The sequence below is a fragment of the Lactobacillus melliventris genome (assembly GCF_013346935.1).
In the GTDB taxonomy this organism is placed as follows: Bacteria; Bacillota; Bacilli; order Lactobacillales; family Lactobacillaceae; genus Lactobacillus.
The window spans coordinates 203,616-216,054 of record NZ_JAAEEB010000004.1 but is presented as its reverse complement, the minus strand read 5'-3'; the positions used below and the strand labels follow the sequence as shown (position 1 = coordinate 216,054).

Below are 12,439 nucleotides of genomic sequence, written 5' to 3'. Positions count from 1 at the left end.
CTAAATGATTTTAAAAACATTTTTGATTTTCATTGTGGCTTTAATTGGCTATAGTGATGCTTTTACTGGTACGAGTTTAATTCAACGTCCACTAGTTATGGGGATGTTAACAGGACTGGTATTGGGCGATTTAAAAGACGGCATCATTATGGGTGGTGCCATGGAACTGGCCATGGTAGGTTCAGTTTCAATTGGTGCTTATATTCCGCCTGACATGGTTTCTGGAACTATTTTAGGAACTGCTTTGGCAATCCAAGCACATGCGGATTCAGCTGCAGCTTTAACATTGGGTATTCCAATTGCTACTATAGTATTGGCTTTAGAAACTGCAATTGGTCAGCCACTAAAGTTGATCTTTGTTCACAGAATTGATAAAAACGCCCAGGATGGAGATACTAAGGCAATTGCACGTAATATGATCCTTGGTGGTTATGCTGGTAAATTACCAGGCTTAGTTATTGTGCCAACAGCATTTTACTTTGGTCAACATGCGGTTACTACTTTACTCAGCAATATGCCTAAATTTATCTCGACGGGAATGACTATTGCTTCAGGGTTACTGCCAGCATTAGGATTTGCCATGTTAGCACAAATGATAATGAACAAGAAAGTTGCTGTGTTCTTTTTCATTGGTTTCTTCATGGTTGCTTACGGCAACTTGTCAACAACAGGTGTAGCTTTATTTGCTGCTTTAATCATCATTGTAATGTACATCTTTGTTGAGAGAAAAGATGATAAGAAAGGACAAGATACAGCCACTGAACCCGCCACAGGACAAGCAACAGAAGAACAAGGAGATGGTTTCGATGAGTTTTAAAATACAGCCTGAATATAAAGGTAAAATAACTAAAAAGGATCTACAAAAAGTATTTTGGCGCAGTATTCCAACAGAGCATTTGTGGAACTACGAAAGAATGATGAATGTTGGCTATACTTTTGCCATGATTCCAATCTTAAAGAAGCTTTATCCTAAAAAAGAAGATTTATCAGCTGCATTGACGCGAAGTCTAGAAGTTTATAATGTTACTCCGTATATTATTACTTTACCAGAAGGCATTGCTACTGCTATGGAAGAGCAAAATGCGAGTGATCCAGATTTTGATACGCAATCAATTTCGGCTGTGAAACTCGCTATGATGGGTCCTTTATCAGGAGTTGGTGATGCTTTCTTCTGGGGAACATTAAGAATACTAGCTACTGGTGTTGGTACTTCCTTAGCAATGCAGGGAAATATATTGGGACCTTTACTTTTCTTGATAATTTTTGATGTACCACATTTTATAATCAGATATATCATGACTTTTTTAGGATACGGTCTTGGTTCAAACGTGATTGATAAACTAAAGAAGTCCGGTATTATGGATAAGGTTATGGAATATGCTTCAATCATGGGGATCATGGTTGTTGGTGGCATGACGATGAGCATGTCAAAAATTAACTTTATTACAAAAATAGGTTCCGGTAAGGGCGCCCAGACGATCCAAGGACTACTTGATGGTATCGCCCCTGGATTGGGTGTACTAGCACTATTTGGTGTGATGTATTGGATGCTTAAGAAGAAAATGAATCCATTACTGATTATGTTGATTGTCTTAATCGTAAGTATAGCAGGAGCTTACTTTAATATATTAGGAGTCTAACTAATATTTAATTTAAGAGTCATCAAAAAGAAATGAGATTAAATAAACTCATTTCTTTTTGTTTTTTAAATAAAAAACAAGGTGAAAAAAGTGTTAAAAAAAAGACAGTCTATTTCTTTAAAGTGGCTACTTCTTGGTGTTTTAATTACTAATACTGCAATGAGTTTTATTTGGCCTTTAAACACAATTTATATCCATGAAACATTACATAAAAGCTTGGTAATTGCAGCATCCGTCCTATTTTTAAATCAGTTTGCCACTATGTTAGGTAGTTTGATTGGTGGTAAATTGTTTGATAGCTGGAGTCCATACTATTCTATTTTACTAGGGATAGCTCTAAATATATTTGCCTTAGGCGGACTTATCTTTTTTCATGCTTGGCCGGCCTATGCTTTATTGCTCATTTTGTCTGGTCTTGCAAACGGTATTTCTGTAACTTGTGAAAATTCCTTGGCGACTAGAGTCGGAAATCATCGTTCCAGCTATGTATTTAACCTTTTATACTTTGCGTCAAACTTTGGTTTAGTTTTTGGAACGCTCACAGTCGGATATATTATGCCTTTGGGAATTGGCTACGTATTTGCCATTGCAACAATAATTCAAATATTATTTTTAGTGGTAGCTGTTATTAATTATAATATTCAGTTTGACCAAACAATGGGCGACAGAAAGCAAGCAATAAAAAAGGGAAAATTAACACCCAAGATTTTAGGCGCTCTTGTCATGGTTTTAATTTGTTGGCTCATTTATGAACAATGGCAGAGCAATCTTTCAACTTTTATGGTAGAAAAAGGCTTTAAAGTTAAAAGTTACAGCTTTCTCTGGACATTTAATGCAATTTTAATTGTTTTATTTCAACCTGTTGTTACTCATTTTGATGAATTGTTATTAAATCACATTAGAGGTCGCCTAAATATGGGAATCTTATTGCTGCTATTGTCTTTTGCACTTTTATTATTACCTTTTAAAGACAATTATGGCCTCTATGTGACATCTATGTGTTTACTCACACTAGGAGAGATATTGCTTTTTCCAGGGGTTGCCAGCTTTGTAGACATTGAATCACCCAGAAGTTTAACTGGTTATTATCAGGGCAGAGTTCAAATGTTTAGCGCTCTAGGTAAAGCAATAGGCCCACTGTTTGGAGCACTGATTATTGATAATTCCAATTACGAATTTTTATTCTTAATCTGTATATTAATGGCTTTATTTGCTTTGGTTATTTTTTCCTGGCCGGTATTTTCTAAAAAAATATAATTTTTACTTACTGAGGTCTATGTGATAACGGATTGAGCCTTCGCTTGCAATGACGTAGCTTTCAGTATATTCAATGATATCTTGATTTTGATCGGCGGTTGAATAACAGGATTTGAAAACAAATGAGTTGGTACTAATTTGTAATAGTTTTGCTTCCACGGGCATCAAGGTTTCGAGTTGCTGATAAGTTTGATGTGCCTTTAAAAAATGTCCCATGCTTTCAATATAATCGTATAAACCGATATTATTAAAATCAATTTGATAAAAGTTAGGGAAGAACTTTCCCGGAACAAAGGAATTTTCAAGTGCAAAGGGTTTGCCACAATGTAACTTTAAACGTTGAACCCCATAAACGGGCTCAGTTTCATTAAGAGCTAATTTTTGCCTTAAAAATTTTGAATCAATATTAGTAAAAAATTTAATTTGTTTGTTTGTGATAATAATTCCTTTAAGAGACATTGAATTGGTCAGGGAACGGGAACTGTCAAATGAAATATTAAAGCGTTGGTCAATACCACTGACGACGAAAGTTCCTTTTCCCAGTTTTCTCACTAATAACCCGTGTTCAACTAAGGAATTGATAGCACGCTTTGTGGTAGTCCTGCTTATTTTATAGTGTTCCGCCAGTTCACGCTCACTAGGTATTTTTTGCCCCGGTAAATACTCTTGAGTTCTAATTTTTTCGTATAAAAGGTGTTCAATTTGTTCGTATAAAGGAGCTTTATAAGAAATTTTATTCATTAAATGTACCAAGTTTTTCACTTATTATCTGAGACGGCATAATACTTACCGTATTTTTGGCGTCACTATATTGTTCTATAAAAAAACAAGTCTGATTGCTTGTAGTGGTAAATGTAGTTTCAACAGATAGCAAAGGATCCTGCACTTTGACGTGAAGAGCTTTAGCAATTAGCTTATCAGCAAAACAGAAGTTTAAAGTAACATCTGCATCTTGCGCCGTTTGTAGTTTTTCCTTAATTTTATTGAAGATCATTTCTTCACTACTCATTGAAAAACTGTTGTCAATTGGTAAAAAGATTCGATAAACTACATAACCGTTTGATTCTTTTTCAACTGATCTGAGAGTTATTAGTAGAATTTTTGTTCCCAATAAAACTTTTAATTTTTCAGAAAGCTCCTTGTCAGTGTCGATAAATTTATATCTTAGTATTTCATATTTGGTGTCATGTTGAGAAATATTAAGGTAATCAAGTTTATTTGAAAAAGAATTAATCAAATTTAAAAGAGGCTCATGCTTACGGTAGTTAACAAAGTAACCTGCTGCCGGTTTGCGAGAGATCAATCCTTGCTTTTCCAGTCTTTTTAGCGCCATTCTAGCAGTTCCACGAGACACTGAATAATTTTTGGCTGTAGTACGTTCAGTCAATTTTTGCTCATATTTAATGAAGCCTTGTTCAATTTGGTATTGAATATCTTTAGCTATCAATTCTTCTTTCCTTATAGCCGACAAGATAGCCACTCCTTAGATAGATTAATTCGGAATTAATTGAAAACATTTAGTTATATTTAAAGTAATTTTATCAAATTTATTTTGATATAGATGTGACGTGTTGATAAATTATTAAAAAAATTACTTCTTTATAATGCAAAATTTATTATATCATGATTGAAAAAACTAGTGTGTCAATAAGTTAGACAGTGAACAACTTGTGTATTGTTAAAAAAGCCTTATTTCGTTTTAAAAGCGAGATAAGGCTTTTAATTGTTTGAGCCATTAAATCTATATGTATATAAGTCAGGGTTATAGTATGAAACAAATACTCCTAGAGGTACCCGCTTACCAGATATGGAAACTGTATCAACGTTAGCTAAAGTTTTTAAAAGAAAGTCAACACTCAAATGTAATAGACTCTGTTGCTCTTTTGTTGCTTTAACTGCGTTAATTTCAGCGTAGTTCTCAATTAGTGGTAACTTACATTTTTTCAAATATTGGTATAGAGACTTGTTCAAAAGAGCCAAATCAATATTTTGCATTATATCGAAATTTAAATATTCTTCATTAATAGCTATAGGCTGATTATTACCTGTTCTAAGTCTTTTTAAATAATGAAATTTACTGGGCATAATTGAGGAATTAGAAAAGCTGACATATGTAGGAACGGCTTTGGATTCTAGTAAATTATATGAAAGCAGCGTTGAGCCCGGTGTCATACGTTGGCGTTTGATAATATCACTGAAACTAACAGTTTCGTTTAGCGATCGCACAATGCTTTTTTCTTTTACAAATGTTCCCCGGCCAGCAATCCTGGTTACATAACCTTGCTTTTCCAAGTCTTTAAGAGCCTTGTTTACAGTCATCCTGCTAAAACCGTTTTGCTGACTAATTTTTACTTCCGGTGGCAATCTGTCGCCTGCTTTAAGAGAACCACTATTTATTTTTTTGATAAAAAAATCTTCAATTTTTAGATATTTTGCCTTCAATTTTTTGTCCTTCATATTGTGATAAAAATCATTTCTTTACTATATATTATAGTTAAATAGTCAGTTTTTAAGCAAATAACTTTTTCATTTAAAAAATGTATAGACAAACATAAATTACTTTTAATATAGGCTAATTTTAATTGTTTAAATACTTATAAAATATGGATTAAACTAACTAATAAGTAAAAAATAGCTTGATAAATTGTATATACAGTAATAAAATTAACTTAGTTTTAATGTTAGCGCTAATATTTTAATTTCATTTTTGGAAGAAGGGAAGCGCATATATGAGCCAATTTATTATTGCGACGCATAGCTATTTAGCAGATGGATATAAACACTCAATTAAATTTTTTAATACTGAAGTTAAAAATATTCATTTTATAAATGCCTATACAGAAGAAAAAAATAATTTTGTTGAAGAACTAGAAAAACTATTAAACGAATTTGAAGATGAACAAGTAATTATTTTAACTGATTTGCCTGGAGGGAGTGTTAACAAAGAATCCACAGGTTTGATAAAGAAGTATAACTGCAACGTTATTAGTGGAATTAATTTGTCTTTAGTTTTAGAACTCGTTTTAGGTTATGATGAAGTTCTCACAGACGAAAAAATACGTGCGGCAGTAGAACAAGCGCGCTCACAAATTGTATTTATGAATGATTTGTTAAAAGGGGATGATTTGTAATGATCAGTCTTTTAAGAGCAGATGATCGTTTAGTTCACGGATTGGTTGCAGTTTCATGGACCAATCAGTTACATCCAGATATTTTGTTGGTTGCTAATGATCATGCTGCAAATGATGCAATGACAAAAATGACAATGAAGCTGGCAAAACCGGCAGGGGTAACTTTGGGAATTAAAGATTTGTCATCTGCTGCAAAAATATTAAATAATCCAAAGTATGCGCATAAAAAAATTTTTGTGGTGACTATTAATGTTAAAGACGCTTTAACACTGAAACAAAGTGTTAAGGCCATAAATAAGGTAAATGTGGGAACGGCGGGAATTCATTACAAGGATGGAATATCTGTTTTACCACAAGTAAAAATGACCAAAGACGAGTTTAATTGTGCAAGTCAACTAAATAAATTAGGAGTAGAAGTATTTGCTCAAGTAAATCCCACAGCAGAAAGTCTCAACTTTGCAGGGATAGCGAAGGCTTTTAATCAATAATAAAAAAAGGAGATAAGTTATGTTACAAGCATTCTTAGTAGCATTGGTTGGCGCTGGGGTGTTCATGGAAAGCCCACTTCTGGGACAGCACATGCTCGCCAGACCAATAATTATTTCACCATTAGTCGGTTTAGTAATGGGTGATTTGAAAACCGGTTTAATGTTGGGCGGAGAATTGGAACTCGTTTGGATGGGTTTAGTCGGTATAGGAACAACTACTCCTCCTGACGTAGTTGTTGGTTCTGCTTTAGCAACAGCACTTGCCATAAAAACTGGCGCAAGTTGGCAAACAACATTAACACTTGCTATTCCGATAGCACTAGTTGCCCAAATGATCAGTCTAATTGTCAACAGTTTTGATGCAATTTTTACCCATTATGCTGACAGACAAATAGAAAAGAAAAATTGGAAAGGTATTGCGGTCGGTCAGTGGACAGCTTCGGTAGTAGTATTTTTCTCAAAATTTATTCCTATTATGATCGGCTATCTTGTTGGGGCACCAGTTATTAAGATTATTGTTCAAGCTATACCAACAGTAATTAAAGATGGTTTAGCACAATCAGGTAACCTGCTACCAGCTTTAGGTATAGCAATGCTCATGCAATTAACCTACGATAAAAAATACGCCCCATTTCTTTTCTTAGGATTTGCTCTTGTAGCATTTCTAAAAGTACCAATGATTGGAGTAGCTGTTTTTGGCTTAATAATTGCTTATATTTATTACCAATTTAAGCCTAACGATCAAAGTGAGGAGGACTTGTTATAATGACAGACTCAGTCGCAAATAATAAAAGGAAGCAACTTACAAAAAAAGATTTACGGAGTGTTATGTGGCGTCATTATCAACTCTTAGGTGCCTTCAATTATGAGCGTCAAATGTCCCTCGGATATGCATGGGCTATGACTCCAGTTTTGAAAAGACTATATGGGGATAATGATGAAGAACTGCAAAAGGGGTTTAAGCGCCACCTAGAATTCTTTAACTGTGCAACATCAACATCGCCAATGATTTTAGGTATTAGTTGTGCAATGGAAGAACAAAATGCTAATTCAGAAGATTTTGATGCTAGTTCAATCAACTCAGTAAAAACTGCCTTAATGGGCCCGCTAGCCGGAATTGGTGATTCAATGTTCTGGGGCACTTTAAGGGTAATTGGTGTTGGCGTTGGTGCACCTCTTGCAGTAAAAGGAAGTATCTTAGGGCCGATTCTTTACTTTTTAATTAATGTTATCCCAAGTGAATTACTTCGCTGGTTTGGCTTTAAATTAGCTTATGAAGGCGGTAATAAATTTTTGGCAGAAGCAAGTGAAAGTGGAACTTTGCAAAAATTAACTGAAGCTGCGAAAATTCTTGGTTTGGTCGTAGTTGGTGCAATGATTGCTTCAATGGTGATTATCAAGGTGCCACTGATAATGAAGTTTGGAGGAACTAAAGTCAGTCTGCAAAAAACTTTGGACTCCCTGATGCCTAATTTACTGCCATTATTATTAACTTTTGGCTGCTATGGATTATTACAGAAAAAGGTTAATGGCACTGTAATCTTGATAGGATTAATTATACTGGGAATTTTAGCAGTAGCAGTTGGTTTGCTTTAAAGGAATAAATTATGAAATCTATACTAATGATTTTATTTCTTATTTTGGCCTTTTTATTTAGTTGGTTAGCGGAAGCAAAATTAAAAAAGAAACTTTTTACCAAACTTTTGGCATGTGAAAAGAAAGGCGATAGCAAAAATTATTTTAAGCTTCTTGAGGAGCCTGTTGCCAGGATCTGTTTATCTGCAAGTTCACGTTTATTATTGCAGTTAGATTTTTATTTAACCTATGGAAATGTGGATAAGGTAGAGAAACTTATTACGAAAATCACGAAGAAACCTGCAGACTTGTCAAAAGACCAAAATTTATTAATTAGGCTAATGCGCAGCTATGTTCTTTTTTTAGATAAAAATGATAATCAAGAAGCTTTAAAACTTGAAGATTATTTAAGAAAAAATTGTAAGAAAACTCGGATACAAAAGGAAATTGAACAGCTACATCAGGTATATTTGGCACCAAATCAAAATTTATTAACTGAACTAAGTAAACAATTAAAGACAGCAGAAAAGCCACAGCAAAAGTTGATCATTTATGATCGTCTAAGTAAAGTAAGTGAATCATTAGGATTAAAAAAACAAGCAAAAGAATATTTAACGCAAATGCGTAAAATTGCACAAAAAACAATTAAAATGGAGGAGTTTTAAATGGCAAAATTAACAATGATGGGACATATTGAAGATACGGCAAGAGTTTTGCAGAGAGCAATTGATGAAAGAAAAGATTATGGTCAGGAATTTATTGATTTTTGGCAAAATAATAATTTTAAAAAAGTTATTTTTACAGGGTCTGGAACTTCTTACAATGCTATGCGTGTGATTCGTAATATGTTTGTTAAATTACTGAACGTCGAAGGGGTAGCGATTGAGCCCACAGTTTTTACGTATTCTGAAAGTATTAATCCAAGCAGTTGCTTTAGAAATGATCAGGTTTTAGTGATAGGCCTTTCGCAACATGGAGACAGCATTTCTACATGTGATGCTTTAAAAAGAGCAAAGGATGAAGGATTTGCTACTGTAGGAATTTCTGAGGAACAAGATACTGCAATTACTAAAATTGCTGATCATTATGTCCATCTTGTATGTGAAGAAGAGCAAATCGGGCCTGAAACACGTGGTTATACTGAAACCTTGCTGCAATTTTATCTGTTAGCTGTTGAAGCAGCACATCAAACTAAATTAATTGGTAAAGAAAAATATAACCAACTTATCAGTGATGCACAAAACTTGGTAAATGATTTTCCAACTGTAGTAAAAGAAAGTTCCGAATGGTATGAAAAGCAACAAGATGAGCTAGTTTCTATGAAAAAAGCTTCAATTGCAGGATATGGTTACAACTTTCCAACTGCCTTAGAGGGAAGACTAAAGTTTTTTGAAACTTTTGGCAGGCCAACAACAGCGTATGAGCAAGAAGAACAACTTCACGGACCTATTCGTGCTTATGATGAAGATAATTTTATCTTCTTAATTGGAGGCAATAATGGCCCTGAATTCAAACGGATGATTGATATTGCAGGATATTATCGTCGTGCTTTCACAAAACATGTTTTTGTGATATCTTCTGCAAAGGCAACAGAAGACAAGAGAGATTTGAAATTCACTGTAAAAACTACAGACTTGCTTTCACCCATTTTTTATGTAGTACCATTTCAAGTTTTGTCAGCAAAACTTTCAGAGAAAGTGGGTATTGATACCAGTGTGAGTCCTGTAACCGACAGATCAATTTCTGGACATATGAACGGCTAAATTTCATTTAGATCTTTAGTATCTAGAAAAAGCAAAATATTGAAACTACACCAAAGAAGGTAAACCACATATAGTGATTTGCCTTCTTTTTGTCTTTGCTGCGAAAAAATAGTAATGAAATTTTTCACCTTTTTGTTAAATTGGAAGAATAATTTATGAATATTTTTTATTTCTTAGGCTTTCTGATATATCTTAACGCACCATTTTTAACGTAACGTTGGAATTTTTGGTATAGGGGATCAAAAATTTGGGGTTCATCACTATTTGACATCATGATTTTTGGGAAAAAGAAACGCTCATCACCTTGAAGTGTGCCATTTAATGATCTTACAAGTGGACTTAATTGTGACAATTCAATCAATTGTCCGTCATCTTGCATGATTTCAATTTGACTGTTGGCATTTTTGCCTGATGGCTTATAGGCATCGTATGGCTCGTCAAAAGCCGAATTGGTATCTGTATAATAGTTTGGATCAAAACCCGCTTGTTTAATCAAATCTTTCAGTTTGGGTAGTAAATTTTTGGTTTCCTGATCAATACAAATACTGGCTAAGGGTTGTCTAAAAAGGTAGCGTTTGGTTAGATCAGCTAGAATTGGATCACTAACTTTAGTCCACATTGAAAAATTAGTTTCCATTACGCCATCATCTAGCTTCAAATAATCATCAAGCGTCCAGTCATTGGCTAAAAATTTGGCTAAACTTGGTGTTACTGGCAAATTACCCTGCTGGTAAATAATTTTTGCTCTTTCAAGCAAATGTTGTAAAATTACTTCCATTGAACGACCAACTCTGTGAAAGTAAACTTGTTGATACATTTGATAGCGGGAAACAATATAGTCTTCAACAGCATGCATACCAGCCATAGTGAAGCAAATTCCTTCATTGTATGGCCGAATTTCTTGCAAAATTCTTGATAAGTCGAATTTACCATAAGTAACGCCAGTAAAATAAGCATCACGCTGCAAATAGTCCATTCTGTCAGCATCTGCCTGACTGGATATCATTTTTACCACTTGCGGATTAGGATAAGTTTTGGCAATTACGCTTGCTACAAGGGATGGGAAATTGGGTGAAACGGATCTCAAAACCTGATTGATTTCGGTATCTGGATCAGTGATAATTTTTTGACCGATTTTTTCGTGATTTGTACCAAAAAGATGTTCAAAAGTATGTGAATAGGGGCCATGACCAATATCATGTAGTAGTCCCGCACATTCAACTAAAAGTCTGTTGTTATCGTCCCAGAGACCATCACCTGAGCGTTGAGAAGGATATTTTTTGGCAAAAATATTACAAATTCTGCGTGTCAGTTCATAGACACCTAAATTATGTTCAAAGCGAGTATGAGTTGCACCAGGAAAAACATATGAGATTGGCCCGAGTTGCTTTATTCTCCGCATACGCTGAAATTCTTTGGTTTTTAAAATATCAAGTATTACCTGATCTTCAATATGGATGTATTCATGAACCGGATCTCTTAAAACTACTTCTTTTTTGAGTTTTTGGCTGTAGAAATTTGGCATATAAAATCCTCGAAAATTACTAGATTAGTCTTTAAAGGCTATTTGATACCTAAATTATAACAAACTTAAGCCTTTTAGTTTAATACAGTTGCCGTTAATATTATTTTTATTAAAATTAAATAATGAGTTTTGCCAGTTGTGGCAAAACTGTTCATAATTATAAAGGCACTAATATTATTAAATAGATAGGAGATCATATGAACTATATAGGCAATAAATTAAAAGCCTTACGTCAAGAATTAGGTTTAACTCAAACAGAAATGGCAGCGGGTGTAATTTCCGTTTCCTTTTATTCAAAAGTCGAGCGAGGCTTAAATGACATCGGTGTAAATGATTTTCTGGAAATTTTGAAAAGTCATGACGTTACTCCTGTAGATTTTTTTGGTAATTATAAAAAGAATAAAAAAAACAGAAAAAAAGTAACAGTTTTAATGAATGAACTTGTAAAAGCGGCTAATGAAGACAATGACAATAAAATAAATAGCTTGATTGAAGATTTTGAAACAATAAGTCCTAAAACTCCATTCGTTAGCTCATTAATATTGCAGGCTAAAATTATTTTAAATACACATAATAGTAATGCGCTGAATAAACTTACTGATATTGAAAAAAAGAAAATAAAACAAATTGTTTTTCAAAAAGACACTGATGAAAACGATTATTTACGTTTAGTGCTTATAGCCAATGTTATACAAGTTTATAAAATTGATGATGCTTTTTTCCTAATTAAAAGTATTATAAGACGTTATAAAAATGTTGATAATTTGAGTAAAAAAATAGTAATTGCCTTAAGCTCATTAATGATTAACTATATTGATTGGTGTATAAGAAAAGGGAGATCTAGTTTTTGTTATATAGCTATAAGTTATATTAGAAGCTTGCCAAATTATGTTGAGATTAGTTTTTCAAAAATTTTATGCGAATATTATGAGGATATTTTAGAAAAGAATGATGAAAAAGCCAAAAACGTATTGAGTATTTTAGTCGCTGCCGGATATGGTGAAAATGTAAAAAGGATGGCAAAAAGTGATTTTCAAATATGACAATACAATTGTTTATT

Annotated in this window: 14 protein-coding genes; 10 read left to right on the top strand and 4 right to left on the bottom strand. The window is 33.6% G+C overall.

Features of this window, described 5'->3' with window-relative positions; genetic code table 11:
• The first annotated feature begins 4 nt into the window (after positions 1-4).
• From GYV61_RS05490 to GYV61_RS05480, 3 genes are all read left to right on the top strand, one after another.
• Positions 5-817, top strand: a complete 813-nt coding sequence (locus GYV61_RS05490; RefSeq protein WP_174795073.1) for a PTS mannose/fructose/sorbose/N-acetylgalactosamine transporter subunit IIC — start codon at positions 5-7, stop codon at positions 815-817.
• On the top strand, positions 807-1,640 hold the full coding sequence (locus GYV61_RS05485; RefSeq protein WP_174795072.1) for a PTS system mannose/fructose/sorbose family transporter subunit IID: 834 nt from the start codon (positions 807-809) through the stop codon (positions 1,638-1,640). Before GYV61_RS05490 ends, GYV61_RS05485 begins: the two co-directional genes overlap by 11 nt.
• 90 nt (positions 1,641-1,730) lie before the next feature.
• Positions 1,731-2,897 (top strand): MFS transporter, encoded by a 1,167-nt coding sequence (locus GYV61_RS05480; RefSeq protein WP_174795071.1) that lies wholly within the window; start codon positions 1,731-1,733, stop codon positions 2,895-2,897.
• Positions 2,898-2,900: 3 nt separating this feature from the next.
• Here the strand turns inward: GYV61_RS05480 and GYV61_RS05475 are convergent, their stop codons facing one another.
• The 3 genes from GYV61_RS05475 to GYV61_RS05465 all read right to left on the bottom strand — a co-directional run bounded on the left by GYV61_RS05475 (position 2,901) and on the right by GYV61_RS05465 (position 5,339).
• Positions 2,901-3,638 carry a GntR family transcriptional regulator gene (locus tag GYV61_RS05475; RefSeq protein ID WP_143444027.1) on the bottom strand — a complete coding sequence of 246 codons (738 nt, stop codon included), beginning with the start codon at positions 3,636-3,638 and terminating at the stop codon, positions 2,901-2,903.
• On the bottom strand, positions 3,631-4,368 hold the full coding sequence (locus GYV61_RS05470; RefSeq protein WP_174795070.1) for a GntR family transcriptional regulator: 738 nt from the start codon (positions 4,366-4,368) through the stop codon (positions 3,631-3,633). Before GYV61_RS05470 ends, GYV61_RS05475 begins: the two co-directional genes overlap by 8 nt.
• Before the next feature lie 248 nt (positions 4,369-4,616).
• Positions 4,617-5,339, bottom strand: a complete 723-nt coding sequence (locus GYV61_RS05465) for a GntR family transcriptional regulator (RefSeq protein ID WP_158593823.1) — start codon at positions 5,337-5,339, stop codon at positions 4,617-4,619.
• 287 nt (positions 5,340-5,626) lie between these two features.
• On the opposite strand from GYV61_RS05465, the gene GYV61_RS05460 reads away from it, so the two are divergent.
• The 6 genes from GYV61_RS05460 to GYV61_RS05435 are packed head-to-tail and all read left to right on the top strand — an operon-like array spanning position 5,627 to position 9,854.
• The gene (locus GYV61_RS05460) at positions 5,627-6,028 is read left to right on the top strand and encodes a PTS sugar transporter subunit IIA (protein ID WP_122026415.1); all 402 of its coding nucleotides are present in this window, start codon (positions 5,627-5,629) and stop codon (positions 6,026-6,028) included.
• A complete protein-coding gene (locus GYV61_RS05455; RefSeq protein ID WP_174795069.1) occupies positions 6,028-6,516 on the top strand; it encodes a PTS sugar transporter subunit IIB in 489 nt (162 codons plus the stop codon). The genes GYV61_RS05460 and GYV61_RS05455 overlap by 1 nt, the downstream gene beginning before the upstream one ends.
• Before the next feature lie 19 nt (positions 6,517-6,535).
• On the top strand, positions 6,536-7,282 hold the full coding sequence (locus tag GYV61_RS05450) for a PTS mannose/fructose/sorbose/N-acetylgalactosamine transporter subunit IIC (RefSeq protein ID WP_174795068.1): 747 nt from the start codon (positions 6,536-6,538) through the stop codon (positions 7,280-7,282).
• Entirely contained in the window at positions 7,282-8,112 is an 831-nt protein-coding gene (locus tag GYV61_RS05445; protein WP_122026412.1) for a PTS system mannose/fructose/sorbose family transporter subunit IID, read from the top strand. The genes GYV61_RS05450 and GYV61_RS05445 overlap by 1 nt, the downstream gene beginning before the upstream one ends.
• Positions 8,113-8,123: 11 nt before the next feature.
• Positions 8,124-8,756 carry a hypothetical protein gene (locus GYV61_RS05440; RefSeq protein ID WP_174795067.1) on the top strand — a complete coding sequence of 211 codons (633 nt, stop codon included), beginning with the start codon at positions 8,124-8,126 and terminating at the stop codon, positions 8,754-8,756.
• Entirely contained in the window at positions 8,757-9,854 is a 1,098-nt protein-coding gene (locus GYV61_RS05435; RefSeq protein WP_174795066.1) for an SIS domain-containing protein, read from the top strand.
• Positions 9,855-10,020: 166 nt separating this feature from the next.
• Here the strand turns inward: GYV61_RS05435 and GYV61_RS05430 are convergent, their stop codons facing one another.
• Positions 10,021-11,379, bottom strand: coding sequence for an HD domain-containing protein (locus GYV61_RS05430; RefSeq protein ID WP_174795065.1), 1,359 nt, complete (start codon positions 11,377-11,379; stop codon positions 10,021-10,023).
• A gap of 197 nt (positions 11,380-11,576) precedes the next feature.
• Here GYV61_RS05430 and GYV61_RS05425 point away from each other — a divergent pair, with 197 nt between their 5' ends.
• Positions 11,577-12,422 carry a helix-turn-helix domain-containing protein gene (locus tag GYV61_RS05425; RefSeq protein WP_174795064.1) on the top strand — a complete coding sequence of 282 codons (846 nt, stop codon included), beginning with the start codon at positions 11,577-11,579 and terminating at the stop codon, positions 12,420-12,422.
• Positions 12,423-12,439: the final 17 nt, after the last annotated feature.

Excerpts from the sequence above, each read along its gene's own strand:
- GYV61_RS05485 (WP_174795072.1), top strand. The coding sequence starts at position 807 with ATGAGTTTTAAAATACAGCCTGAATATAAAGGTAAAATAACTAAAAAG.
- GYV61_RS05475 (WP_143444027.1), bottom strand. The coding sequence starts at position 3,638 with ATGAATAAAATTTCTTATAAAGCTCCTTTATACGAACAAATTGAACAC.
- GYV61_RS05450 (WP_174795068.1), top strand. The coding sequence starts at position 6,536 with ATGTTACAAGCATTCTTAGTAGCATTGGTTGGCGCTGGGGTGTTCATG.
- GYV61_RS05430 (WP_174795065.1), bottom strand. The coding sequence starts at position 11,379 with ATGCCAAATTTCTACAGCCAAAAACTCAAAAAAGAAGTAGTTTTAAGA.
- GYV61_RS05455 (WP_174795069.1), top strand. The coding sequence starts at position 6,028 with ATGATCAGTCTTTTAAGAGCAGATGATCGTTTAGTTCACGGATTGGTT.
- GYV61_RS05425 (WP_174795064.1), top strand. The coding sequence starts at position 11,577 with ATGAACTATATAGGCAATAAATTAAAAGCCTTACGTCAAGAATTAGGT.
- GYV61_RS05440 (WP_174795067.1), top strand. The coding sequence starts at position 8,124 with ATGAAATCTATACTAATGATTTTATTTCTTATTTTGGCCTTTTTATTT.
- GYV61_RS05445 (WP_122026412.1), top strand. The coding sequence starts at position 7,282 with ATGACAGACTCAGTCGCAAATAATAAAAGGAAGCAACTTACAAAAAAA.
- GYV61_RS05490 (WP_174795073.1), top strand. The coding sequence starts at position 5 with ATGATTTTAAAAACATTTTTGATTTTCATTGTGGCTTTAATTGGCTAT.
- GYV61_RS05460 (WP_122026415.1), top strand. The coding sequence starts at position 5,627 with ATGAGCCAATTTATTATTGCGACGCATAGCTATTTAGCAGATGGATAT.
- GYV61_RS05435 (WP_174795066.1), top strand. The coding sequence starts at position 8,757 with ATGGCAAAATTAACAATGATGGGACATATTGAAGATACGGCAAGAGTT.